25 protein-coding genes are annotated in these 23,943 nt (G+C 49.4%); 7 read left to right on the forward strand and 18 right to left on the reverse strand.

Annotated elements, in window-relative coordinates; genetic code table 11:
* Positions 1-180: 180 nt before the first annotated feature.
* From KQY15_RS19135 to crcB, 5 genes are all read right to left on the reverse strand, one after another.
* Positions 181-303, reverse strand: coding sequence for a hypothetical protein (locus KQY15_RS19135; protein WP_302850286.1), 123 nt, complete (start codon positions 301-303; stop codon positions 181-183).
* Positions 304-398: 95 nt separating this feature from the next.
* The gene (locus KQY15_RS00005; RefSeq protein ID WP_217666356.1) at positions 399-1,037 is read right to left on the reverse strand and encodes an SOUL family heme-binding protein; all 639 of its coding nucleotides are present in this window, start codon (positions 1,035-1,037) and stop codon (positions 399-401) included.
* Positions 1,038-1,115: 78 nt separating this feature from the next.
* On the reverse strand, positions 1,116-1,697 hold the full coding sequence (locus KQY15_RS00010) for a hypothetical protein (protein ID WP_217666357.1): 582 nt from the start codon (positions 1,695-1,697) through the stop codon (positions 1,116-1,118).
* A complete protein-coding gene (locus tag KQY15_RS00015) occupies positions 1,687-2,112 on the reverse strand; it encodes a fluoride efflux transporter FluC (protein ID WP_217666358.1) in 426 nt (141 codons plus the stop codon). Before KQY15_RS00015 ends, KQY15_RS00010 begins: the two co-directional genes overlap by 11 nt.
* Positions 2,106-2,501, reverse strand: coding sequence for a fluoride efflux transporter CrcB (crcB, locus tag KQY15_RS00020; protein ID WP_217666359.1), 396 nt, complete (start codon positions 2,499-2,501; stop codon positions 2,106-2,108). The genes KQY15_RS00015 and crcB overlap by 7 nt, the downstream gene beginning before the upstream one ends.
* 196 nt (positions 2,502-2,697) lie before the next feature.
* On the opposite strand from crcB, the gene KQY15_RS00025 reads away from it, so the two are divergent.
* From KQY15_RS00025 to KQY15_RS00035, 3 genes are read left to right on the forward strand one after another with little or no spacing between them, the layout of a single operon-like run.
* On the forward strand, positions 2,698-4,173 hold the full coding sequence (locus KQY15_RS00025; RefSeq protein ID WP_217666360.1) for a DUF1538 domain-containing protein: 1,476 nt from the start codon (positions 2,698-2,700) through the stop codon (positions 4,171-4,173).
* The gene (locus KQY15_RS00030; RefSeq protein WP_217666361.1) at positions 4,170-4,520 is read left to right on the forward strand and encodes a P-II family nitrogen regulator; all 351 of its coding nucleotides are present in this window, start codon (positions 4,170-4,172) and stop codon (positions 4,518-4,520) included. Before KQY15_RS00025 ends, KQY15_RS00030 begins: the two co-directional genes overlap by 4 nt.
* Before the next feature lie 9 nt (positions 4,521-4,529).
* The gene (locus KQY15_RS00035) at positions 4,530-4,925 is read left to right on the forward strand and encodes a CBS domain-containing protein (protein WP_217666362.1); all 396 of its coding nucleotides are present in this window, start codon (positions 4,530-4,532) and stop codon (positions 4,923-4,925) included.
* A gap of 32 nt (positions 4,926-4,957) precedes the next feature.
* Here the strand turns inward: KQY15_RS00035 and KQY15_RS00040 are convergent, their stop codons facing one another.
* From KQY15_RS00040 to KQY15_RS00070, 7 genes are all read right to left on the reverse strand, one after another.
* Positions 4,958-6,421: an FG-GAP repeat domain-containing protein gene (locus tag KQY15_RS00040; RefSeq protein ID WP_254795370.1), complete on the reverse strand. Its 1,464-nt coding sequence runs from the start codon at positions 6,419-6,421 to the stop codon at positions 4,958-4,960.
* 151 nt (positions 6,422-6,572) lie between these two features.
* The gene (locus KQY15_RS00045) at positions 6,573-7,352 is read right to left on the reverse strand and encodes a substrate-binding periplasmic protein (protein WP_217666364.1); all 780 of its coding nucleotides are present in this window, start codon (positions 7,350-7,352) and stop codon (positions 6,573-6,575) included.
* Positions 7,353-7,408: 56 nt separating this feature from the next.
* Positions 7,409-8,662 carry a serine hydrolase domain-containing protein gene (locus KQY15_RS00050; protein ID WP_217666365.1) on the reverse strand — a complete coding sequence of 418 codons (1,254 nt, stop codon included), beginning with the start codon at positions 8,660-8,662 and terminating at the stop codon, positions 7,409-7,411.
* 51 nt (positions 8,663-8,713) lie between these two features.
* Complete coding sequence (locus tag KQY15_RS00055; protein WP_217666366.1) at positions 8,714-9,136, reverse strand: hypothetical protein; 423 nt, start codon at positions 9,134-9,136, stop codon at positions 8,714-8,716.
* A gap of 131 nt (positions 9,137-9,267) precedes the next feature.
* Entirely contained in the window at positions 9,268-10,071 is an 804-nt protein-coding gene (locus KQY15_RS00060; protein WP_217666367.1) for a DUF1338 domain-containing protein, read from the reverse strand.
* A gap of 92 nt (positions 10,072-10,163) precedes the next feature.
* Positions 10,164-11,204 (reverse strand): arginine N-succinyltransferase, encoded by a 1,041-nt coding sequence (astA, locus tag KQY15_RS00065; protein WP_217666368.1) that lies wholly within the window; start codon positions 11,202-11,204, stop codon positions 10,164-10,166.
* Positions 11,205-11,207: 3 nt separating this feature from the next.
* Positions 11,208-12,422 (reverse strand): aspartate aminotransferase family protein, encoded by a 1,215-nt coding sequence (locus KQY15_RS00070; RefSeq protein WP_217666369.1) that lies wholly within the window; start codon positions 12,420-12,422, stop codon positions 11,208-11,210.
* 155 nt (positions 12,423-12,577) lie between these two features.
* Here KQY15_RS00070 and KQY15_RS00075 point away from each other — a divergent pair, with 155 nt between their 5' ends.
* Complete coding sequence (locus tag KQY15_RS00075; protein ID WP_254795371.1) at positions 12,578-13,042, forward strand: Lrp/AsnC family transcriptional regulator; 465 nt, start codon at positions 12,578-12,580, stop codon at positions 13,040-13,042.
* 10 nt (positions 13,043-13,052) lie between these two features.
* Entirely contained in the window at positions 13,053-14,393 is a 1,341-nt protein-coding gene (gene chrA / locus KQY15_RS00080; protein WP_217666370.1) for a chromate efflux transporter, read from the forward strand.
* Here the strand turns inward: chrA and KQY15_RS00085 are convergent.
* The 5 genes from KQY15_RS00085 to KQY15_RS00105 form a co-directional block, all read right to left on the reverse strand.
* Entirely contained in the window at positions 14,390-16,414 is a 2,025-nt protein-coding gene (locus KQY15_RS00085; protein ID WP_217666371.1) for a bifunctional metallophosphatase/5'-nucleotidase, read from the reverse strand. The genes chrA and KQY15_RS00085 overlap by 4 nt on opposite strands.
* Before the next feature lie 119 nt (positions 16,415-16,533).
* Positions 16,534-17,955, reverse strand: coding sequence for a sensor domain-containing diguanylate cyclase (locus KQY15_RS00090; protein WP_217666372.1), 1,422 nt, complete (start codon positions 17,953-17,955; stop codon positions 16,534-16,536).
* 68 nt (positions 17,956-18,023) lie between these two features.
* Complete coding sequence (locus KQY15_RS00095; RefSeq protein ID WP_217666373.1) at positions 18,024-18,437, reverse strand: HIT family protein; 414 nt, start codon at positions 18,435-18,437, stop codon at positions 18,024-18,026.
* Between the two features lie 129 nt (positions 18,438-18,566).
* On the reverse strand, positions 18,567-19,418 hold the full coding sequence (fghA, locus tag KQY15_RS00100) for an S-formylglutathione hydrolase (protein ID WP_217666374.1): 852 nt from the start codon (positions 19,416-19,418) through the stop codon (positions 18,567-18,569).
* Positions 19,419-19,719: 301 nt separating this feature from the next.
* Positions 19,720-20,829 carry an S-(hydroxymethyl)glutathione dehydrogenase/class III alcohol dehydrogenase gene (locus KQY15_RS00105; protein ID WP_443627106.1) on the reverse strand — a complete coding sequence of 370 codons (1,110 nt, stop codon included), beginning with the start codon at positions 20,827-20,829 and terminating at the stop codon, positions 19,720-19,722.
* A 316-nt stretch (positions 20,830-21,145) separates the two neighbouring features.
* Here KQY15_RS00105 and KQY15_RS00110 point away from each other — a divergent pair, with 316 nt between their 5' ends.
* Both KQY15_RS00110 and KQY15_RS00115 read left to right on the forward strand, forming a co-directional pair.
* The gene (locus KQY15_RS00110; protein ID WP_217666375.1) at positions 21,146-22,015 is read left to right on the forward strand and encodes a LysR family transcriptional regulator; all 870 of its coding nucleotides are present in this window, start codon (positions 21,146-21,148) and stop codon (positions 22,013-22,015) included.
* A 76-nt stretch (positions 22,016-22,091) separates the two neighbouring features.
* Positions 22,092-22,739 (forward strand): DsbA family oxidoreductase, encoded by a 648-nt coding sequence (locus tag KQY15_RS00115; protein ID WP_217666376.1) that lies wholly within the window; start codon positions 22,092-22,094, stop codon positions 22,737-22,739.
* A gap of 16 nt (positions 22,740-22,755) precedes the next feature.
* Here the strand turns inward: KQY15_RS00115 and bktB are convergent, their stop codons facing one another.
* Positions 22,756-23,943: a beta-ketothiolase BktB gene (gene bktB / locus KQY15_RS00120; protein WP_217666377.1), complete on the reverse strand. Its 1,188-nt coding sequence runs from the start codon at positions 23,941-23,943 to the stop codon at positions 22,756-22,758.

A 23,943-nucleotide genomic window follows, 5' to 3' on the forward strand; every position in this document is an offset into this window, starting at 1 on the left:
TCATAGTGTCACCTAATCATCTATGAGGTGTATGATAACACCTCTAATCAGGTGGCCAAATTTAGTGTGCCACTACAGCGGCCCAGCAATGATAAGGGACAACCCTGATGGTTAAATATACAATAAAAATTGCAGGCAGCGGATTTACCCGCTGCGCAGTCTTGTAAAGTAGTACTTGTGCTAGTTCTGATGCCCTAACACATTTTTTTCGTTTTTCTTCGACGCTTTAGCCGCTTTTTTTTCTTTAGCGGTTAACAGCGGTTTCTTCTTAACGTCTTTTTTACTGTCCTGGCCTTTGCTCATTTTAATCACCTGTGTTTTACGTAAGGGCCCGCGGCGCCTTACGTTTAGCAGTATGGCCCTTATTGCCCAAAGCGCAATAGCCGCCTCTCAGGTTATTACTTTATTTCAATCAGCACTTCATTACGGCGCAGCATCGGTAAGGTCATTGGCCCGTTATAGCCCGCTTCTACTGGCTGGCCAATAGCAGCGTAGCCGTTGGTGCTTATCCAGTTAGTTAAAACTTCGGTGTGTTTAGCAACATTGCGTCTGCTTAGGGTGCCGCTAAAGGTAATAGCCGCGACTTTGTAATTTTTAAGCTCTGAAACCGTTACATCCGGGTTTGTTGGCCTTGGCGTGGTTTGCAGGGTAAACTCTGCTGGCATCACAAATGACATCTTCGGTGTGCCAGCCTTAGTCTCCATAAACACCGGTGCAGTCATGGCAATTTCAGTGCCTTTATTGTTGCTTTCAGCTTGTTCTGCTTGTCCCATAAACACCGGAGCGGTCATGGATATCTCGTTTGCACCTTCATTCTCACCACTGATATAGCGGAACAATTTACGAAAGGCACTGTTGCGTCCCTCACCCGACATTTCAGCTGACACCAGTATCATCTCGTCATAAATACGCACTTCAATATTTTGTTCAGGGTCGGCTTTTAATAGTGTATAAGGCGCAGTTTCAACATTACTCTGGCCAAATACTGAACAGCCAACCAGTGATAGCGAAGCAATAACAAACAACAGTAATTTCATGGTGTAGCCCTTAAATTCTGAAACTTAACGGCTTATACGCAGGAAATTGTAATAGGTAGCAATTATTTTCAGAGAGTATTATTTTGGTGCCTGCCAGCCCTGCTCTGCCTTGGCAGCACAAACCGGGTTGCCCTCTGCCACCAGTGACTCGGCAAAAAACCATTCTTTAAACACCTGCCACTCGTCATTAATCGGGCTTTGACAGCGGCCATTTGCGCTACTGGCAAATTCTTGTTCAGTGCATTTTGGGGTATCTGGCAGCTGGCCACGATAGGCATAGGCATACACTACCTGGCAATGGTTGCTGACATAGGTACGAAATACCACCAGCCAGCCCTGCTGATAACGCACCAGGCTAAAGCTGGGAATGCGGTGCTCTACCGCTGTGGCAATAACGTCGGGCGCTTCGGCCTGCTCCAGCAAAGCTAGCTCACCATTCTGACGCTGCCTTATCTGAATTTTCTCACCACGGCGCCAGGCAAAGCCGTCGTAGTCTGTGGCAGCTGCCGCGGTTGTTAAGGCATTTAAGCCCGTTAAATCTCGGCTTACTTCCTGGCGAATTGTCCGCTCTATTTGTTCGGCTTCCGACAGGGTTTGCATCTTGTCGCAAGCAGTTAGCAGCAAAACAGTTGCAGCAATCATTAATAATTTAAACACCATTTGCACCTTTATCAGAAGAACGGCCCCTGTTTATTCTACTGCCCAAAGTTAAACCTGCCAGGCAGGCCAGCAACCAGAGTATTAATGACAAAACAACATACCCCGAAGCCAGCAGTATCTGCCCGGCCTGCAGCAATTGCATAAACTCCAGGCTGAATACCGAGAAAGTGGTAAAGCCGGCACAGACCCCGCTTAGCATAAACTGTTTTTGCCAGTCCGAAACCCGCCAACAACCATCCGGCCCGGTCAGGCTTACATAGCAGCCAATCCAGAATGAACCGGTAATATTCACCAGCAAGGTGGCTGGCGGCAAGCTGCCATCAGGCGTGGCCAGCCACAGCGAACAAGCAAACCGCAACAAGGCCCCTATTGCACTGCCAAGGCCAACTGCCACATATAAACCGGGCCTTACCATGTCAGGTTACCCAGACTAAAACCGGCGAATACCAAACTTAAACACAAGCCAAATGATAAGCCAATATTCAGCAATGCCTTACGGTAATGGTGGCTTTGCCACAAAATAATAGTTTGCAGGCTAAACGATGATACCGTGGTATAGCTACCTAAAAAACCGACGCTGAAAGCAAGGCCCCAATCAGAAAAATCGGGTTTTGCTAACAACAATGCTGCGATAAAACCGATTGCCAGGGCGCCACTGCTATTTACCAGTAAGGTAGCAAGCGGAAACTGCACACCCCAAAATCTGGCCAGGGTATTGGCAACAGCAAAACGCAGCATGCCACCTGCGGCGGCAGCAAGTGCCAATGGCAAAACAATCGAACCGGACAGGATGATGTCGTTCAAGGGCAAACTTAAATTGATGTCGGGAAAATGCTGCAGACACTAACCGGCTGACCAGAGCCTGTCAAGCAGGTGCTGCAACGGTTTTACCCAAACAATTTGCGGTATATCAATTCATTAATAAGGTTTTTTAATTGGGGTTGTTGTTACTTTACCTTACACTTAGGTTATTACCGCCGGCAAAAATTCAGGAGATAAAGTGCTACAGCAATTTATACAACAACTGCTGCATGCTTTAAAAAACCTGTTGCCGATAGTATTGGTGGTATTGTTTTTTCAGTTCGCTATTTTCCAGAGCCTGCCCAGTGAGCCACTTAGTATTACCATTGGTTTATTTATCGTTGCCATTGGTATCGCCCTGTTTTTACTGGGGTTAGAGCTCAGTATCTTCCCGGTTGGTAAAAACCTGGCCAATCAGTTTGCCCGCAAAGGCTCTTTACCTTTATTAATGTGTTTTGGCTTTGCTATCGGCTTCGCGGCGGTAATTGCCGAACCAGCACTGATTGCCGTGGCTGAGCAGGCCGAGAACATCAGTGAAGGCCGGGTTAACGGCTTAACCTTAAGGCTGATTGTGGCATTGTCAGTCGGTGCGGTAATGGCCCTGGGTGTGCTTCGAATTATTCTAGGCTGGCCTATTCACTGGTTAATGATTGGCGGTTATATCATAGTGTTGCTGGTGACCTTTTTTGCTCCGGCTGAGATTGTCGGCCTGGCTTACGACTCAGGTGGCGTTACCACCAACATTGTTACTGTACCACTTATAGCCGCTTTAGGTCTGGGCCTGGCGAATTCAATTAAAGGCCGTAATCCACTGACCGATGGCTTTGGTTTGGTGGCTTTGGCGGTAATGGTGCCGATGATCAGCGTTCAGGTTTATGGTATCTGGGTATATAACTTTAGTAGCGCCACTGCCGTAACCCCGGTTGACGCGGTGCAGAGTCAGTTGCACTGGTTAGTCAACGCCCTGCTCGACTTGGCCACTATGCTTAAAGATATTCTGCCAATGATTTTGGTGGTGCTGGTGTTTCAATATCTTATTTTACGCCGGCCGCTGGCACATCCGGTAAAAGTTATTGCTGGCTTCGCTATGGTATTACTGGGCCTGTACGCTTTTGTGCTGGGCCTGAAGCTGGGGTTGTTTCCGGTTGGCAGCCTGATGGCAGAACAGTTAATCAGTAAAGGTTACCACAGCTTAATTTTACTGTTTGCCTTTATGATAGGCTTCGCCACTACCATGGCAGAGCCGGCACTCATTGCCATAGGTAATCAGGCCGAGCAGGCCGGCCGCGGCAAATTACAGGGCGCTGTGATCCGGCTTATTGTTGCTTTGGGCGTCGCCATTGGTATTACCGTTGGTGTATACCGTATTATCAGTGGCGATTCTATTCATTATTATATTATGGCTGGCTACCTGCTGGTTGTTATCCTGACCGCATTTGCCCCAAAGTATATTGTCGCGCTGGCCTTTGATTTAGGCGGCGTTACCACTTCAGAGGTGACCGTGCCGCTCGTCACTGCTCTGGGGATTGGCCTGGCCAGCTCAATTGAAGGCCGTAATGTGCTAATCGACGGCTTTGGCTTAATTGCTTTTGCCTCTATTTTTCCGATCATAACCGTCATGCTCTACGCCATAGTGGTAGAACGGTTCAGCCAAATCAGGAGTGATCCTTCATGAAATTTTCAGCAATAGTGGTTATTGCCCCCGATGAGCTGGAAGAACAAGCCATCAGTCAGGCGAAAAAAGCGGGTGCTACCGGCATTACCATATTGTCCGGCCGCGGCATTGCTGCAGACAATCGCAAAACTTTTTTCGGTATGACCTTCGAGGGCAGCCAGACAGTGCTACTTATGGTAGTGGCCAAGCATTTGTCCTTACCAATTTTAAAAAGTATGCAGGCCTTGCTGCTGGATGATGGTAATTCGCGAGGTATCGCCTTTACGGTTCCTATTGATCATTTAACCGGGCTGGATATGAGCCAGGTATTAAAATTTGAACAACATCTGCGAGAACAAAACGATTAGGAGCAAAAAATGGCCATAAAACTGGTAAAGCAGCTGATGGTAACCAATGTTATCTGCATTTCGCCCTTCAGCACCCTGCGCGAAGCGCTGAGCATGATGAAGAAACATAATATTAAGTGTTTAGTGGTTGACCGGCAGAGCCCGCATGATGCCTATGGCCTGATCACCTACACCAATATTTTAAAAACCATTATTGCAGAAGAAGGCGATATTGATTTAATCAATGTATACGATGTTTGTGTTAAACCCGCTATCGCTATTAGTCAGGAAATGGCGGTTAAGCATGCTGCGGATTTAATGAGCCAGCACCGCTTAAAACGTTTACTGGTTACCAGTGATAATAAACTGGTAGGTTTGCTGACCATGGACGACATGATCAGCGATATTTTACTGATGATTGACTAACCTTGCCGGGCCAGCCCGTTATCAGCTAACGGCTAAGGGTTAAGTAATAGCAGTAACTGATTACGCTGTTGTTCTTTGTCCTGCGCATCGAACGGCAGCACAATATCGTCTTTGCCGTTGCCAGTTAAATCTGCGACCAGAACTTTGCGGGCATCTCGTGGCAGGGTAATACTAACCCGCTCCGAACGGCGGCTGAATAAACGGTCAGGTTCAGGTTTATAAAATCTGAGCTCGTCACCTCCCTCACCAACAATCAGGCTTTTCTGACCGCTGCCGTCCAGATCTGCCAGTTCAAATAGTGGCATATCGTAACGCAGGTTACTGATACTGACGTCGATAACCGCATTCTGCTGAAAATCTGCTTTGCTGCTGTACTGGCGCTGTGCATTTAACAGGTAAAAATCAATATCCAGATTTGCACTGCCCCTGAGCAATACCCGAACAATGGTACCCACGCCAAAATGGGTACTGGAAATGTAAAAATCTTTGCGGCCATCGGCGTTAAAATCGTCGATCACTACCGCTATTGGCGACGTGTCAGTGGTTATCCGGGTATCAGGCTCGGCGTTAAACTGCAAGCCGGTAGCCGTTTGCACGCCAAAATGCACCCGAAAGCTGTTATTGCGCTCCAGCGCATCGGCCAGCTGTTCGCGGTTAACCACGATATCGGCAATGCCATCACCGTCAATATCGGTCATGTCGCGCACGCTATCAATATTCTGGCCACTGTAGCTGCGACCGGCGTCGTTTCGCTGGTCTGCCTCCTGCTCGGTCGACAACGCTACCGGCCAGTTCTGAGTTACCGGTTCAGTGTTAAACGCGCCATCTGCCAACTGATAAAAAACCTGAAATTTGCCGCCGGCTATAAACACTAAATCAAGCCGGCCATCTAAATCGACATCAGCAATATAATGCTGCCTTGGCTCATAGCTTGGGCTGTCTCGCCAGCTGGTAACCAGCGCATCGATATTTAATGAGTATTGTTTAAAACTGCCATCCGGTTGCTGCCGGAACAAATGGCTGTGATTAAAATCAGGTAACAAAAAGTCTGCGCGACCACTACCAAGTTCCAGTACAAACTCGCTACTGCGCAACCGGTTTTTATCCAATACCCGGTACAACGACGGGCTGCTGATTAACGGCTTAGTCTGGCTGGTTTGCGGGTAATAGGCGCTAATCCCATCCAGGGTTAAAAACACCAGGGCCTGGCGGCTAACAGGCTGGTTCTGACCGGGATCATCGCTAACCAGCCTGGCCTGACTGAAATACTGAGCGTTGGCAGGAATAACCACCGGCTGCACTTTAAAATCTTCAGTTAAACTTACCAGGCTTAACCAGCGCTCAAACTGACTAAAACCTGATACTGCCAGCAGCCTGGCCTCGTCCAGATGTACGATATTGCCGTTGGCCGGATGGCCAAGCTCAATGGTGACTTTATCAAGCTGCTTGGCCAAAGCGGTGCTGCTGAACAATACAAACAATAAAAACCGAAACATAGACAAAACCATCCCTGAATATGATAACCCGTTGTTTTAAATAAGGCGAAGTGGCCGGTTCAAGCGGCTATCGTTTTATTTGTAAGAAATACAGCACGCACGGCAGGCCGGATCAATCCGTTATTGCAGCGTTATTGGCAAATGCTGCCAGTTAGTGCTGAGAAAGCCGCCCCACTTCACCCGATGCCTGCATTAACTGCCACTGCTGCTGTAACTGTGCCAGCAACGCCGGATTCACCGACTGACGGCTGAAGGCAAAATAAACAGGGTTTTCATGAATGACAAAAAGTTTGCGGTACTTTGTGCTGAGCTCCTCACGTTTGAGCAGCTCATCGACTATGGCTTCATCTTCAAATGATGCAATGACCCTGCCCGATACCAGCATTGCCAGCTTTTGCTGATTACCCGAGGCAGCAAACAACCGCTCTGCCAATGCCGGATTTTCAAGCAGTAATTGCTGCCATTGCGGGCCATAATAGGCGCCTTCGGTAACAGAAATTACGCCATCAAGCGCCAGTAATTGCTCAAGGCTTGTTATCGAGTCAGCAATACTTTGCGGGGCAATGACCACCATCCGCTCGATATGGTGAGGCCCGACAAAGTAACTGAAGGTTGCACGCTCAGCCGTTTCTGACATGCCTACCATAACATCGAGTGTGCCCTGTTCCAGCATTTTAATTGCCCGGCCTGCGGGCAGCGCCACCGGCTGCAGTTTGCAGTTAACTTTTGCAGCCAGGCTGTCCAGCATCGCATAAAATTGCTGTGACACCTCAGTGTCGTTATGCGAGCCGGCGGCAGCATGCTGGCGCTCTGATTCAATCCGCACGCTAAACTGGCAAGGTTCTATTGGCTCAGCTGATAAACTGTTACTCAGTGCCAGCAATGATAACAGCAGCAAACCTGACAAAACCTGTAACCTGTTAAATAGCATTTACTCTGCTCTCTGATAAGCTGTTGCCGGGACTTTCGCGACGGTTAGAGGACAAACTATAACGCGAAATGATTAGAAAGTGCCTGAAAAAATCGATATTCATCAAGGCCGGCCCGATACAGTGGTTTCGGTTGAGCCGCCCACTGCACCACCACTAACTTAGTGGCAGGATCAACAAACACATACTGGCCAAAAATGCCCTCGGCTGCATAGCTGTTGCCATGCATCGGCCATAGCATATAACCATAATTTACCTTATTGCCACCTATTACCTGCGGTGTACTGGCAGCGCTCATCCACCCCGCTGGTAGCACGCGCTGCGCCCTGCCATTAATGTTAATTACACCATCGTTGAGCATAAACAGGCCAAAACGGCCGTAATCTCTGAGGGTCGCCGACAAACCACTACCACCTACTTCCAGGCCACCTGTTGATTGCAGCCACCAGTTGGCATCGCTTTCCATGCCAAGCGGCACCCAGATTTTCTCAGATAAATACTCAGCTACCGGTTTACCGGTCGCAGCGCGAACCAGCGCACCCGCAACCTGAGTTTCACCGGTACTGTAGTTCCAGACAGTTCCCGGTGCAGCTGCTCTGGGCAGTGACGCCATTAAGTCAAGCACCGCACCGGGCTTGCCGCTAATTTGTGCTTCCAGCATCCGCCGCCGGTCCGACGCCGGGTTAGTATAGGTTTCATTCCAGGCCACGCCCGAGCTCATCTGCAGGATTTGCCGCACCGTGACGCCATCATAAGCGGTGCCTTTAAAACGCGGCAGGTAGTTAACAATGTTATCGTCGATACTTTTTATATAACCGTCATGAATTGCTGCACCAATTAAAACAGCCGTTATCGATTTTACCACCGACATTGACATCCAGCGGCTATGCTGGCTATTACCCAGCAGGTACTTTTCAAACTTAATTTCACCATCGTGAATAATCAGCATACCGCTAACCCGGTTCATCGCCAGCACATCGTATAAATCGTAGGTCTGATCACCAACGGTGTAGCTAAAACCCTGCAATGGTTGGTCACTTACCGGAATGTCGCTAATCGTCTCACCACGCGCTACCTGTCGGGTTGGAAACAAGCGGTCGATATTACGAAAGGTGTTTACCTGAATATCCGGATACAGCTTGCCATCATACACCTCCCGCACGGTACCGATGGGCTCGTTGGCATGGTGGTAGGCTGACTCTAAGCTGTACTTTGTTTCTGTGACGCCTGCTGTTTCTGTTGCACTGGCGAGGCTACTGCAGTTGAGCAGAGTCGCTGACAAAACGAGTGTTATAAGTCGGGAGATAAACATACGGTACTACTCCTTATTAAATCATCTGCGGGCGAGATCAAAAACAGGCTTTTACAGTCTGGCCGGCCGGTACAGGGCGGTGCCCAGTATTAATATAAAGCAGGTTAACACAAAGGCCTTATTTACAAACCAGTTAGTACGCCAGATGGTCCAGTCTGGCTCGGCCAGAAACCAGGCGAACAGCGTGCAGATAATGACAATTTCAATAACGGCCATGCCAATGGCCAGTGCCCTGGTATAGGGCGGGCGTGCCAGCAGCGCCCAACCAAGCCAGATATGGGCTATCGGCCATAAGTCCCAGTAAATATAGCGCGTTAGCGGCTCACCGTAGGCCAGCGAATAGACGATTGGGAATAGATATTTAATAAACAGCGTCCAGGCCGCAAGGATAAACAGCAGATGAGCCAGAAAGCTAATCCAGCCACCAACAGCGTGCTGGTTTGGCTCAACTGAAAATCGCTCTGATTGGTTCATAGCAAATTGACTTTCATAAGTCTGATTAAATACATATCAACTAAGCATAGAGCAATTGCGCACTGATAAGTATAAAAAAGGCCAGCGAGATGCTGGCCTTTGAAAAATTTAAAGTACTTTAAGAACGTCGTTTACCGCGCATTAGTACTTTCAAAAATCTTATCGGCTGATGCAGCGACAAAACCGCTGTACAGCATGCCGCAGCTTAATGGATAACGGCGGGCGAACTCGTAAAAGCAGCTTGGAATAGTGGCTACGGTATCGCTGAACTGTACCGGGTGTAAATCCGCCAGAGTGGATGACTGCTCTAAGTACACTTCTGGCGTGCCTTTAATTTCGCCGCCTGAGGTGTTCAGTAAAAAGCCGGCTTGTTTCAGCTCAGTATTCACCTGCTCAAGGCTATCGAAACTGGCCAGCTCGTTAACACTGACGGTAAAGTGGTTGGCACGGTAACCCCAGGCCGCAACCCAGGCGGCGTATTCGCTTTCTGCCAGCAGCTTTTCATAAGTAGCCTGGCTTACCTGCCAGTGGGTGCCGCTGTATAAAAAGTTATCTGCCGTTACGGCTTCTGCCGGGATTTGCGCAACCAGTTCAGTGATGGTATCACGTAAATAAGCCGAACACTTGTCGAGTAACAGCTCAGAGATAAACACTTTCGGCTGATTGCGATCCGGATGTTCATAATGTTTGGCATACAGTTTTTTGGCTTCAAAATGATATTCGCCACACTCTTCATAACCCAAAGCCAGAAAATGCGCAGCCAGTTTGTCCAGGCCTACTTTTTCCAGGTTAAAGGTTCGTAGCGCGATATGATCGTTTATCACATCATCCTGTTGTGACGAACCCAGCAGCTGGTGCACTTTTTTGGCCGACGGCGTTACCGCTACATAGTCTTGCCATAAGTTGGCGAACAGGGCATTTACATCAGTGTGCATATCTACTCCGGTTTAGGTCTAATCACAATGTTTAAAACGTTAATTTAATAAGCCTGAATTTATGGTGCGCAGTATACTGCAATACCAGTGCGTCAGGCCTGATCCAGATTAATAAATCGGGCCATTTGGCCATCACTTAGCTGCAGAATTTCTGCCAGCTGCGGGCTGATAATCAGGCTATTGCTCTGCTCATCAAAACGGGCGCCCTTACCAAAGCTGGCCCGAAAATCTTTAATCGCGGTATTGGCCACGGCCAGGGTGTATTCGCCCTGCGCCTGCTCCGCGCTCGCAGCCACTTTAACCGGCACTTTTCTGCTGGCAGCGACGGATTTAATCTGATGCAACGGTGCTTCAACCGTTGGTCCGGCATCAAATAAATCAATATAACCACGATGGGTAAAACCTTCTTTTTCCAGCATTCTCAGCGCAGGTTTGGTGTTTTCATGAACCTGACCAATTACCGCCTGAGCACTGTCGGGCAACAAGCCAACGTAGATCGGGTGGCGTGGCATCAGCTCAGCAATAAAAGCTTTTTTACCCACACCAATCAGCTGGTCGGCCTTTGGGAAATCGATGGTTAAAAACAGTTTTTGCAGCCAGTTCCAGAATGGTGGCTGGCCGTCTTTATCGGCAGCGCCGCGCATTTCGGCAATCACTTTGCTGGCAAAGCGCTCTGGGTGCTCGGCCATAAATAAAAACCGCACCTTAGATAAAAAGCGCCCGGCATGGTTACGCCGGTAGCTTTCGCGCAGGAACAGGGTACAAATTTCTGACGCGCCGGTGTAATCGTTACACAGGGTTAAGGTGCGCAGCTGGTTCATCACGTTCAGCTCAGCACTATGGTGAATAACCGTGTTCTGCTGAAAATGATACAGCGGGGTTTGCAGGCCTACTGCCGCTTCAATACCGGTAGTACCGACGATTTCACCGTTAGCGGTGTCTTCCAGCACAAACAAATAGCCCTGATCACCAGGCGCCGTTACGTCGGCATTAAAGCTCTGCTCGGCATGCTTTATTTTCTGGGTTAAGCGGCCATCGTGCACCGGCAAAGACGTAAAGCCATGACCGGATTCAATGGCAATTTGCTTTAGCGCTGCAAAATCAGCGGAAGTAATAGGCCTGATAACCAACATAATTTATGCCTGCTTTGCCGCTGCTATTTGAGCAATCGCTTGCTCAAACCGCGCCATGCCTTCAATAATATCGGCATCCGGAATAACCAGTGATGGCGCAAAGCGCACCACGTTCATCCCGGCCACCAGAGTCATTACCCCATGCTCAGCGCCCGCCAGCATAATATCCCGTGCTTTACCGGCGTAATCGGCAGTGAGTACCGCGCCAATTAATAAGCCCATGCCACGTACTTCACTAAATACCAGATATTTATCGTTGATCCGCTGCAATTCCTGCTTAAACAACGCAGCTTTACTATGCACGCCGTTAAGTACCGCCGTGGTGTTTACGGTATCTACTGCCGCCAGTGCCACCGCACAAGCCAGTGGGTTACCGCCATAAGTAGAACCATGGGTACCCACCACTAAGTGCTTGGCTATTTCGGTGGTGGTTAACATGGCACCAATCGGGAAGCCGCCGCCCAGCGCTTTAGCAGTAGTAAGAATATCCGGGGTAACGCCATACGCCATGTAGGCATACAGCTCGCCGGTACGGCCGACGCCGGTTTGTACTTCATCAAAAATCAGCAGCGCATTGTTAGCATCACACAATTCGCGCACACCTTTAATAAACTCGTTAGTGGCAGGCACAACACCGCCCTCGCCCTGCATTGGCTCAACCATAACCGCACAGGTGTTGGCATTAATTAATGCTTTTAAGCTGTCCAGATTGTTAAACTCGGCGTGGCTGATCCCTTCTGGCTTAGGGCCAAAACCATCTGAATAGGCTGGCTGGCCGCCAACGGTAACGGTAAAGAAAGTGCGGCCATGAAAACCCTGTTTAAAAGAAATTATCTGATCTTTATGCTCGCCGTATTTGTCTTTGGCATAACGACGGGCCAGCTTTAATGCGGCTTCGTTGGCTTCAGCACCCGAATTAGCAAAGTAGACTTTTTCAGCAAAGGTATTATCAACCAGCGCTTTAGCCAGTAACAGGGCGGGCTCGTTGGTTAATACGTTTGATAAATGCCACAGCTTATCGGCCTGATCTTTTAAGGCAGTAACTAACGCCGGGTGACAATGGCCCAGACAGTTAACGGCGATGCCACCGGCAAAATCAACATATTCTTTGCCAGCCTGATCCCACAGTTTAGAGCCCTGGCCTTTTACCGGAATAATTTGCGCCGGTGCATAGTTAGGCACCATCACTTCATCAAATAAACTTCTGCTTACTACCATTTTTAAACCTCTGTCAGCTAAGGCCCCGTTTATATCATTAGTTGGTCGGGGCAGAATCAATACCACTATTATATTGGCGAGCTTTAGCAATGTGCAGTATCATTATTAACAATTTAATAGGTTAATACGTCATTTTGACGGAAGGATTTAGCAAATTGCCAGAATATCCCCTGAAAAGTGCTAATAGAAGCGCCATTAGCAAAGAAGATGAAAAGCTGATAGCGGTATTACAGCATAACGCCCGGGCCAGTATTTCTGATTTAGCCCGTCAGCTCAGCGTGTCACGCTCTACCGTGCAAACCCGGCTGCAAAAGCTGGAATTAAGTGGTGTCATCAAAGGCTACACAGTAGAGTATGGTGATGCGTATTTAGCCACCCTGGTGGCAGCACACGTCAGTATTAAAGTGCGCCAGAAACTAACAGCCCGCACCAATATTGAACTGAAACAAATACCACAGGTAGCGGCACTGTATGCGATTAGCGGCGAGTATGATTTGATAGCTATTGTCCAGGCGCAGAATACCGAACAGCTCAGCCATATTCTGGACGATATTGGCAACCTGGAAGGGGTGGAACGCACCACCTCTTCGGTTATTCTGGAAACTAAATTTAAGCGCTAAGGAACGACAGATGTCAAACCAGCAAACTCAGGTCAGTCTGCGCGAAGCCTTTTTGTACTGGCTGAAACTGGGTTTTATCAGCTTTGGTGGCCCGGCTGGTCAGCTGGGCATGATGCATCAGGAACTGGTGGAAAAGCGGCGCTGGCTATCTGAAACACGGTTTTTGCATGCCTTAAATTACACCATGTTGCTACCGGGGCCGGAAGCACAGCAACTGGCGACTTATATCGGCTGGCTGCTGCATGGTAAACGCGGCGCCTTTATTGCCGGGGGGCTGTTTATTCTGCCCTCTTTCTTTATTTTGTCGTTACTCGCCTGGTTATACCTGGCACACGGTGATTTACCGCTGCTACAAGGTGTGCTGTATGGCATAAAGCCAGCCGTTACTGCCATAGTGTTGTTCGCTGCCTGGCGACTAGCGAAGAAAACCCTGCACAGCCCCGCTTTGATACTGCTGGCACTGTGGGCCTTAGTGGCCATTGCCGGCTTTAATGTGCCCTTTCCGCTGATTATTTTAACAGCTGCGCTAACCGGGTGGATTTTGTTGAAGTGGTTTCCAGCGCAGCTTAAGGCGCCAGCAACTCAGCACTCAACAACAGCGCAAGCAGCCAGCACTGCGCAAACCGCAGCCATTATTAATGACGACAGTGCATCACCTGCTGTACAGCGCTTTAGCTTGCGCAAACTGGTAATGGCAGTGGCAATAGGCATCGCCATCTGGCTGGTGGCAATTGGTGTGCTGACTGCTATTTATGGCTGGCACAGCACCCAAACGCAGTTGGCCTGGTTTTTTACTAAGGCTGCACTGCTGACTTTTGGCGGCGCCTATGCAGTATTGCCCTATGTTTATCAGGCAACGGTAGAGCAATATCAGTGGTTAACTGCACTGCAAATGATCGATGGTCTGGCGCTGGGTGAAAGTACACCAGGGCCGCTGATTATGGTGGTGACCTTTGTCGGCTTTGTCGCGGGCTGGAGCCAGCAAATATTTGGCCCCGACAGCCTGGTTCAGGCCGGGTTTATCGCAGCAGCCATCGTTACCTTTTTCACTTTTCTGCCATCGTTTGTATTTATTATTGCCGGCGCCCCCCTGGTAGAAGCCAGTCGGCAGCAAGCCGTTTTTACCGGGCCATTAACCGCGATAACCGCTGCAGTAGTTGGTGTTATTGTTAACCTGGCTTTGTTTTTTGGCTATTTTGTATTGTGGCCGGCAGGCTTTAGCGGCCAATTTGATGCTATTGCTTTGCTGCTGGGCGTTATATCTGCAATCGCGCTGTTTAAATTTAAACAAAGCATTATGCGGGTGCTGGCAGCAGCAGCCGTTCCCGGCGTGCTGCTTAGTTTGATCTAAGGTTTGCTCTGATGCCTTAGCAGGGTAACAGTTGGTGGCCGCTGCTGTTGCCATACGGCTGGTGTCGCTTTTAAATAATCAATCATCGCTGCAGCCGCGACTTTGCAATCAACTTCTGCTGTTTTACATGGCAGACCGCCAGCATGCTGGTAGTGCGGCATAAATGCCTGCTGGCCACTGCTGTCGGTGATCGCATCTACCCGCTTCAGCGGATAAATAGTCAGTTGCTGCTTTGCAATAATAACATCAATCCGATCAGTACTTTGTTGCTGAACTTGCTGCAGCCGTTGCCAGCCATCATTGCCATTGGCTAAATAGTTAGTGGTCGCCAGGCTGTAACTCTGGTCAGGCTCAATATCCTGCCAACTGTCACCTTTACGCCATTGCAATTGCTCCAGCATCGCTTCGCCAGCAGTATTCTCAATGGCGACATAGCGAATATGGCTGCCGTACGGAAATTTACCGGCATGCGCTCCCTCGGGTAAGGTAGCACTGATCACCTGCTGCAGTAACTCACTAAGTTCTTTGCCGGTTAGTGTCAGAATACTAAGCGGCGTATCAAAAGGAAGAACTTCAAGTCGGATATGGCCTTCATAAATAGCACCTGCCGCCAGATCTGCCCGGATATTACCGGCGCCAATCAGGGTGAAATCAACCTGACGCCCGGTTTTAGCGCGCACGGCCGGCTGATTAAGCCAGTAATACATTGCATCGGTGATGTGACCAGCAAGTTGAGAACCATGTTGGTCGCTGCCGCCGGTACCCGGCAACCGTACATGGGATATTGTTTGCTCGGTTACACTGATTTGTTCACCATAAGCCTTTTGTACTGCCGGCAGGTAAACATCATTTAATACCTGACGAATTTGCGGATGCTCTTCAGTAATTGCCGTACGTGTTAGCTGGCTGATATAACTTTCAGTGGCTGCCTGCTCTGCCTGAGCAATCCGGCTGGCCTCACTGCGCAGTGCCAGCTGAAAATAATCGCGGCTGGCCAGAATGGTATTCTCGCCGTCGCACTGCCGTAACCGGCCAGCGTTATCAAAAATAAGCTGCGCGGCTCCCACCGCCTGAGCAAACTGGCCGGCCTGAACGATGCACGTCTGGCCGATACCATCCGGGTTAGCAATAAGCGCGGCATAAGGCGGCTGCTGGCCCAGATACCACTGCCGGAAATCGCCCAGTAAGCTGTGTGAGTGGCCACCGACAATAACATCAATGCCATTAACCTGATTAGCCAGTGTTAAATCGCGCTGATGCCCTAAATGGGTTAAGGCAATAATGTGGTTGATGCCCTGCGCTTGCAGATAATCCACTGTTGCCTGCGCTGATGCTACCTCAGCAGCAAATACCAGCTCACCAGTAGCGGGCACCATGCCACGCATGTCTTCCAGCGCCAGACCAAATACTGCGACAGTGGTTTTACCCATAGCATCTTCGATAGTTGCCACCGATTTAAGCTCGCTGCCGTCCAATACAAATAACTGATATGCTTTAAAATTATTAACAGCAGCTAACGCCGGCTCAGCCCGGGCATCCACGTTGGCGGCCAGCAGCGGAAAATTGATATTGGCAGCAAAATCAGCAAGTTTTGCCAGGCCGATGTCAAATTCATGATTGCCAAGCGCCATCGCATCAAGTTCCATCCGGTTTAAAATATCGATATTAATTTTCTGTTCAAACAGTTCGAAGTAGGCGCTGCCTTTAAAGGCATCACCCCCGTGTAAAAATAACGATGGAACCCCGTTAGTCCTCGCCTCTGCCCGTAATTGCTGCGCTTTAGTTAATAGCCGTGGGTGGCCGCCAATAAAGGTATAAAGTGGCGCACCATCCGGACCCTGAACTTTGGCCGGAGTTGGATCAAATTGAGAGTGAGTGTCATTAATATGCACTAAAGTAAGTTTTAGGCCGGCTTCCGATGAGGTGTCGGTATCTGAAGCAAGCTGGCCGGCGCAACCGCTGATAACTGCACAAGCAGATAGCGTCGCAATTAACGTTGTAACACGCTGAGAAAACAACATAAACAGGTCCGTTTCGCCAAACTGATAACTTGCGATCACCTTAAGCACAATTATCGTCAAGCTCAAGAAAATAGTGAAAAACTGGTAGATTTGTTTAGCAGTACCATGCCAGCTGGCAACTAATGCCAGGCAACCTGGCTTCGCCCCTGCTGTTTGGCACGGTATAGCGCAGCATCCGCCCGTTCAAACAGACTGTGGAAATTATCACCTTGCTGCAGTGCTGCTACCCCAAAACTGGCAGACACAGTTAGCTGCTTTGTTATCTCAATTTGCAGCAAACTTTCAATGATCCGGTTACCAATAGCGACCACGGCCTCTTTCGCTGTATTCGGTAACACCACCACAAACTCATCGCCGCCGTAGCGACCAATAAGATCTGCCGGCCTTAACATCTGCTGGGCGTGCTGACAGGCTTGCCGCAGCACCTCGTCGCCGACACTGTGGCCATACTGATCATTGATCTGCTTAAAGTGATCAATATCAAACACCATAAAGCATAATGGTTCGTTTTGCTGCAGACTTCGCCTGATCTCTAAGTCTGCCCGTTGCTGTAAATAACTTCTGGATGCAACCTGGGTTAAGGTGTCTGTTGCTGCCACCATGCGCAACTGATTATTTGAAGCCATTAGTGCTGGTACAGTCAGGCCAAATAATGCGTTAGCCGCGATGACGTTTATCGCGAACTGATACACCATAACGTTATCCATCAGCCCGAATAAATTAACCAGCAAAGCAATCATAAAACTGGTTAGCGCCAGACTTAGCACAGTAATAAACGGGGTTTCGGTACAAGCAATCCACATATGGGGGATCACCAGAAAAAAGATAGCAAAGGCACTTTCTGACGAGTCACTGTACCACGCAATAACCATAGCAAGTATCAGCATGACGATGGTCAGGCCTGATTTATATTTGAACTGGTTTGACGGCAACTTAGAGTGAGACCCAATAACACTGTGAATATTAAACTTGGTTTGCGGAAACATATACAGCAAAATACTGGCAAACATCGGCGCAATCACTACTACCCCGGCCATATCGCCTATCCAGAACGGCAACCAGGTTGAGGAAACGTCGGCCGCCGGCATCAAACCGGTAAATACCAGAGAGCTAAGCACTGCTGCAGTTGCCAGTAATGAGCAGCCAACGGCAAGCACCAGAAAACTGACGACAAACAGCGGCAGATTGTACTTTGAAACAGCAGTTAGTTTTCGAAGCGTCACCGCCCCTAAATAGTATGGAAAAATGTGGGCTAACCCAAACAGCAAACCGGCTTCCGTCAGTTGTCGGTTGCTCATATCAATATCGTACTGAACGGCCGTCCAGAAAGTAATAATAACGGCCGCAATTAAGATAGCAGGTACTGCTCTGACACCAACCACCAGCATGGCGGCACAAGTCAGGCCAGCAACCGGGAACCAGACTGAGGCGTGCGGCGCATATTCGACCAGCAAGCCTAAAGCCCATACCCCCAGCCACAAGAAGAGCAGCAAGGCACTGCGCCAGGGTAACAACATGCTTAACTTATTAAGTAGCTGCATTAAATTCTAGACCTGCAGCCGACCTGCAGCGCCGATAGCAGCCAGCATTTTTTTGTCGCTGCTTCGCATTAAAGGGCCGCGCTTATTTTCGCAGCCAGCGCTTTTATTTTGTCCATATCGCCTTGCTCAGAACCGTGTCGCTTTAATTTTGACAAATGAGTCGGTATTAAATGAAAATGCAGGTGCGGTACGCTCTGCCCTGCGCCCTCACCATTTAGCTGCATCAGCACAACACCTTCCACACCGAGCTCTGACTTTTGCGCCGCCATCACTTTTTGCACGGTTGTCATGGTATGGCTAAGCTGGTCAGCCGGAATATCCAGTAAGGTGACAGCCTCGAATTTAGGGATCACCAGTGCATGACCATCTGCCTGCGGCATAATATCCATAAACGCCAGGGTGTAGTCATCCTCGTACAGCTTAAAACTGGGTATTTCACCACGCAGAATTTTGGCAAAAATATTATTGGTATCGTAGCTCATGCAATGCTCCTTGTTGCGGGCTGTTACAGCAAAGTAAGCTGATTATGCCAGTATCGAGAGCGAAATTACCAGTGGATGATAAATGAATAGCGACCGAAACGGGGTTCCAGCCGCTTTTCAGAGTTTAGGTTAACCAACCAAAAACTTTGCGTGAAACTGAATATGCTGCTCAATAAAACTGGCGATAAAGTAATAGCTGTGATCATAACCCTGCTGCAGCCGGACTTGCACATCTGCCCCGCTCTGTCTGGCCGCTGCCGATAAACTGTCCGTTTGCAATTGCTGTGGATAAAAGTTATCAGCAGTACCCTGATCCACTAAGATTGGTAACGCCTTTTGCGTTTTCGCCAGCAGCACTGAAGCGTCATAATGAACCCACTGGCTTTTATCATCGCCTAAATAGCCACTAAAAGCTTTGATACCCCAGGGGCTGTTGACAGGATTACAAATTGGCGAGAATGCTGATATTGAGCGGTAACGCTCAGGATTACGCAAGCCAATAACCAGCGCGCCATGGCCGCCCATAGAGTGGCCACTAATGGCCCGCACTGCTGATACCGGCAGTTCGGCTTCAACCAATGCTGGTAATTCACTGACGATATAGTCATACATCTGATAGTGTTTTACAAAAGGCTCACGGGTGGCATTGACATAAAAGCCGGCACCTAAACCAAAATCGTAAGCACCGTCCGGATCATCCGGCACGCCTTCGCCGCGCGGGCTGGTATCGGGAATAATCAGCGCTATGCCAAGCTCTGCAGCAACCCGCTGGGCGCCGGCTTTACCTGAGAAATTCTCATCAGTGCAGGTCAGACCCGACAGCCAATACAGCGCCGGTACCTTGCCGGTTTGTGCATGAGGCGGCAGAAATACCGAGAACTGCATTTCACAGTTGGTTACGGCTGACTGATGGGTAAACCTGATTTGTTTACCGCCAAAACAAAGTTGTTCGCTAACCCTGGTTAATGCTGAAGTTGTCATTGGCTTTCCTTATTGATGACGACCAGAGAGGATTAGAACCCCGTTCTGGTCGCCGCAGAGTGTCTGAGCGAATAAGCTAGCAAAGACGACAAATTCGTCAGGAACGAATTTGAACAGCTTTAGCTGGCCTCTGGTGCCGGGCAGGACAGCCCGGCATAGTTGCTGTGGTGAGCCAGGGCGGGCGTTGTAATCCGGCCAGTCTCTATCTGCCAGAGTTTCTAAACGGGGTTCTAATCCGTCTCTGTTCTGACATTGTCTTTGCCCAAAATATTTTGTTGTCCTGAGCCAGAATAATTAATTTCTAAAAGTGAATTACAGTCCGGATAGACTTACCTTCATGCATTAAATCAAAGGCTTCGTTAATCCGTTCTAATGGCATAGAGTGGGTAATAAAGGTATCCAGCTCAAACTCACCGTTTAAATAGCGCTCAACATAATCCGGCAGTTCGCTGCGCCCCTTTACCCCACCAAAGGCAGTACCGCGCCATACCCGGCCGGTGACCAGCTGAAACGGCCGGGTTGATATTTCCTGACCGGCACCGGCCACGCCAATAATGACTGATTCACCCCAGCCTTTATGGCAGCATTCCAGTGCCGAGCGCATTACGTTAACGTTACCGATACACTCAAACGAGAAATCGACACCGCCGTCGGTCATTTCAACGATAACCTCCTGAATGGGCTTATCGAACTTCTGCGGATTAACCACATCGGTTGCACCCAGCTTTTTGGCAATATCAAACTTATCTTCATTAATATCAATGGCGATGATCCGGCTGGCTTTAGCCATTACCGCACCAATAATAGCCGATAAACCAATACCACCCAGGCCGAACACCGCAACCGTATCGCCCTCTTTTACCTTGGCCGTATTCATTACCGCGCCCATACCAGTGGTAACGCCACAGCCAAGCAAACACACTTTTTCCAGTGGCGCTTCTTTATTGATTTTGGCCAGGGAGATTTCCGGCAGCACCGTGTACTCAGAAAACGTTGACGTGCCCATGTAGTGGTAAATCGGCTTACCGTCTTTTGAGAACCTTGTGGTGCCATCCGGCATCAGGCCTTTGCCCTGAGTGGCGCGAATGGCCTGGCAAAGATTAGTTTTGCCGGATAAACAGAACTTACATTTACCGCACTCCGGGGTATATAGCGGAATAACGTGATCGCCCACCGCTACTGAGGTTACGCCCTCACCTACTGCCTCAACAATACCGCCGCCCTCATGGCCTAAAATGGCCGGAAAAATGCCTTCAGGGTCTTCACCTGATAAGGTAAAGGCATCGGTATGACATACCCCGGTAGCAATAATTTTTACCAGCACTTCGCCTTTTTGTGGTGGCATTAAATCGACTTCTTCAATCGACAACGGCTGGCCTGGGCCCCAGGCGACAGCGGCGCGGGTTTTGATCATCTTCATAGGGTATCCTTTTAACGACTCGGTAATTTTAAATTTAACGGCTTTAACTATAACGCGTTTTTTATCTTTTCCATATCCGGGTTAATTCAGTTAAAATGCAAATCAGTTTTGCGAATTTGTAATAGTAGGTCTGCAGGCAGCTTGCGTTGCAACGCCCGCCCTGGCTTGCCACAGCAACTCGCCCTTATGCCTGCGGCAGGGCTCAGACACTCTGTGGCAACCAAAACGGGGTTCCAACCGCTGCCTTACCAGGCAAAGGCTAACTAGATCTACCAAGCAGCCTGGTTTTCTGCACTCAAGGTATAGCATGAAACAATGGACCGGAATTAGTGAATTTGTGGCAGTAGCCGAACAGCACAGCTTTACCAAAGCTGCCAAACAGCTGGGTATTTCGGTGGCTCAGGTCAGCCGTAATATTGCCGAGCTGGAGCAGCAGCTGGCCATTAAGCTGTTGTATCGCACCACCCGCAACGTCAACCTGACCGAAGAAGGCAACCTGTATTTGCAGCACTGTCGCCACCTGGTCAGCAGTTTAGAAGAAGCCAACCGTACGCTGGCCAATTTAAAAGCCACACCACGTGGTTTAATTAAACTGACTGCACCGGTGTTTTACGGTGAAACCCGCATTGCGCCACTGCTACATGATTTTTTAAGGCTTTACCCTGATACCGAACTGGATTTACAACTATCAAATAACAAGCTTGATTTAATTCAGGGCGGGTTTGATCTGGCTATCCGGCTGGGCACCCTGGAAAGCTCCAGCCTGATTGCCCGTAAACTGGCCAGCCGCACCCAATATGTTGTGGCTTCGCCGGCTTATCTTGCAGCAAACGGCACACCCACAAGTATCGCTGAGCTGGCGCAGCATCAGTGCTTAACCGGCACCGTCACCCAGTGGCGCTTTATTCAGCAGGGAAAAATACTGCAGTTTAAACCACAGGGCCGGATTATCTGTAACAGCGGTGTTGCGTTACTTGATGCCGCATTAAAAGGTTTAGGCTTAGTTCAACTGCCCGACTACTACCTGCTGGATAAACTGCAAACTGGCGAACTGGTTGCAGTATTAAACGAGTTTCGTCAACCGGATGATGGCATTTGGGCGATATATCCGCAAAACCGCCATTTATCGGCCAAAGTGCGGGTGTTGGTTGACTACCTGGCAGAGCAATTAGCTTGAATTTGTGGTATTACGCCCACATGCTTTTGCAATAACCATGAGTTGTTACCTCAACACACAGTAAGGATTTGTCAGCATGACAGCGTTAAAAATTGATTTAGTCTCTGACATCGCCTGCCCCTGGTGCGCGATTGGTTATGCCCGCTTACAGCAGGCACTGCAGACGTTACCCGACTTAAAGGTTAAGCTGGAATGGCATGCCTTTGAGCTTAACCCTGACAAAAACGCCCCACAAGAGCCTATTTTACCGGCACTTAGCCGCAAATATGGCCGCAGTGAAGATGAAATGCGCGCTGCCCAGGCCAATATGATGGATATTGCCAGTGAGCTTGGCCTTAATTTTGAAAAAATGCAGCAACGGTTTACCTGCAACACCTTTGATGCCCACCGCCTGGTGAAATGGGCGGCCACCGAAGATAAAGCTACTGCGATGAAACTGGCCTTGTTTGATGCTTATTTTGGCAAGGCGAAAGATGTCTCCGATAGCGAGGTATTGGCAGAGTGCGCCTCAAAATCCGGGCTGGATCAGGCAGAGGCTAAGCGTATTCTGGCAGGCGACGACTACGCAAAAGATGTCAGCGAGGATATTGCTAATTACCAGCAGGCCGGCATTTCATCAGTGCCGGCGTTTATTATTAATCAGAAATACCTGATATCCGGCGCTCAGGAGCCAGAGCAACTGGCGCAAGCCCTGAAACAGATTACCAGCGAAAGCCCCTCTTAACCTGTATTAATTAGCGCTATTGCAAAGATTCGAGCAGTAGCGCTATGCCCTGACCGCCACCAATACACATGGTCACCAAACCAAAGCGGCCCCGGATCCGTTTAAGTTCAGCTAACAGTTTAATGATCAGTATCGAACCGGTGGCGCCTACCGGATGGCCCAGCGCGATAGCACCACCATTAGGGTTAACTTTTGCAGGGTCCAGGCCCAGGGCCTGCTTAACTGCCTGTGCCTGCGCTGCAAAGGCTTCATTAGATTCGATAACATCCAGGTCCGCAATCGTTAAACCGCTTTGCGCCAATACCTGTTGCACCGCAGGCACTGGTCCCAGCCCCATTACACCCGGCTCTACTCCGGCGAAAGCATAACTCAGGATACGGGCCCGCGGCTTTAAGCCGCGCTTGTTTGCCTCGGCCATACTGGTCAGTACCATCGCAGCCGCACCATCATTTAAACCCGACGCATTACCCGGGGTAACAATACCAGCAGCTTTAAACGCCGGTTTTAATTTGGCCAGACTTGCCAGTGACGTATCGGCGCGAATATGCTCATCCTGATTAAACTCCAGAACAGTACGGCCTACTTTTACCGTTAGCGGCACAATTTGTTCGCTAAAATATCCCTGCTGCTGCGCGTTGGCAGCCCGTTGCTGGCTGTTCAGGGCAAATGCATCTAAATCAGCACGGCTAAAGCCATATTTTTCAGCAACGTTTTCGGCGGTAATCCCCATATGACCGCTGCCAAAGGGATCGGATAAAATACCCAGGGTTAAATCGGTAATACTGGCATGGCCCATCCGTATACCGCGCCGGGCGTTTGGTAACAAGTACGCACCGTTACTCATACTCTCGCTTCCGCCAGCCAATGCGATATGACTTTGCCCCAGCTGGATCATTTGCGCGGCCGATATCACCGCCTGAACGCCTGAACCACATAAGCGGTTAACGTTAAAAGCAGCAGACGTTGGTGGCATGCCACTATTGAGTGCAATATGCCTTGCCAGATAGGCATCTGCCGGGCCAGTGGTAATAATATGGCCAAACACAGCATGATCAACATCAGCCGGCGAGACGTTAGCACGGTTCAGAGACTCCTGAGCGACTGCTGTGCCAAGTTCGGCCGGGCTCAACCCAGCCAAAGCACCGCCAAAACTGCCAATAGCCGTGCGGGCTCCATCCAGTATCACGATATCTGATAGTTTCAT

The organism is Arsukibacterium indicum (assembly GCF_019100565.1).
Lineage (GTDB): Bacteria > Pseudomonadota > Gammaproteobacteria > Enterobacterales > Alteromonadaceae > Alishewanella > Alishewanella indicum.

Excerpts from the sequence above, each read along its gene's own strand:
- KQY15_RS19135 (WP_302850286.1), bottom strand. The coding sequence starts at position 303 with ATGAGCAAAGGCCAGGACAGTAAAAAAGACGTTAAGAAGAAACCGCTG.
- KQY15_RS00005 (WP_217666356.1), bottom strand. The coding sequence starts at position 1,037 with ATGAAATTACTGTTGTTTGTTATTGCTTCGCTATCACTGGTTGGCTGT.
- KQY15_RS00010 (WP_217666357.1), bottom strand. The coding sequence starts at position 1,697 with ATGGTGTTTAAATTATTAATGATTGCTGCAACTGTTTTGCTGCTAACT.
- KQY15_RS00015 (WP_217666358.1), bottom strand. The coding sequence starts at position 2,112 with ATGGTAAGGCCCGGTTTATATGTGGCAGTTGGCCTTGGCAGTGCAATA.
- KQY15_RS00030 (WP_217666361.1), top strand. The coding sequence starts at position 4,170 with ATGAAATTTTCAGCAATAGTGGTTATTGCCCCCGATGAGCTGGAAGAA.
- KQY15_RS00035 (WP_217666362.1), top strand. The coding sequence starts at position 4,530 with ATGGCCATAAAACTGGTAAAGCAGCTGATGGTAACCAATGTTATCTGC.
- KQY15_RS00040 (WP_254795370.1), bottom strand. The coding sequence starts at position 6,421 with ATGTTTCGGTTTTTATTGTTTGTATTGTTCAGCAGCACCGCTTTGGCC.
- KQY15_RS00045 (WP_217666364.1), bottom strand. The coding sequence starts at position 7,352 with ATGCTATTTAACAGGTTACAGGTTTTGTCAGGTTTGCTGCTGTTATCA.
- KQY15_RS00050 (WP_217666365.1), bottom strand. The coding sequence starts at position 8,662 with ATGTTTATCTCCCGACTTATAACACTCGTTTTGTCAGCGACTCTGCTC.
- KQY15_RS00055 (WP_217666366.1), bottom strand. The coding sequence starts at position 9,136 with ATGAACCAATCAGAGCGATTTTCAGTTGAGCCAAACCAGCACGCTGTT.
- KQY15_RS00060 (WP_217666367.1), bottom strand. The coding sequence starts at position 10,071 with ATGCACACTGATGTAAATGCCCTGTTCGCCAACTTATGGCAAGACTAT.
- astA (WP_217666368.1), bottom strand. The coding sequence starts at position 11,204 with ATGTTGGTTATCAGGCCTATTACTTCCGCTGATTTTGCAGCGCTAAAG.
- KQY15_RS00070 (WP_217666369.1), bottom strand. The coding sequence starts at position 12,422 with ATGGTAGTAAGCAGAAGTTTATTTGATGAAGTGATGGTGCCTAACTAT.
- chrA (WP_217666370.1), top strand. The coding sequence starts at position 13,053 with ATGTCAAACCAGCAAACTCAGGTCAGTCTGCGCGAAGCCTTTTTGTAC.
- KQY15_RS00085 (WP_217666371.1), bottom strand. The coding sequence starts at position 16,414 with ATGTTGTTTTCTCAGCGTGTTACAACGTTAATTGCGACGCTATCTGCT.
- KQY15_RS00090 (WP_217666372.1), bottom strand. The coding sequence starts at position 17,955 with ATGCAGCTACTTAATAAGTTAAGCATGTTGTTACCCTGGCGCAGTGCC.
- KQY15_RS00095 (WP_217666373.1), bottom strand. The coding sequence starts at position 18,437 with ATGAGCTACGATACCAATAATATTTTTGCCAAAATTCTGCGTGGTGAA.
- fghA (WP_217666374.1), bottom strand. The coding sequence starts at position 19,418 with ATGACAACTTCAGCATTAACCAGGGTTAGCGAACAACTTTGTTTTGGC.
- KQY15_RS00110 (WP_217666375.1), top strand. The coding sequence starts at position 21,146 with ATGAAACAATGGACCGGAATTAGTGAATTTGTGGCAGTAGCCGAACAG.
- KQY15_RS00115 (WP_217666376.1), top strand. The coding sequence starts at position 22,092 with ATGACAGCGTTAAAAATTGATTTAGTCTCTGACATCGCCTGCCCCTGG.
- bktB (WP_217666377.1), bottom strand. The coding sequence starts at position 23,943 with ATGAAACTATCAGATATCGTGATACTGGATGGAGCCCGCACGGCTATT.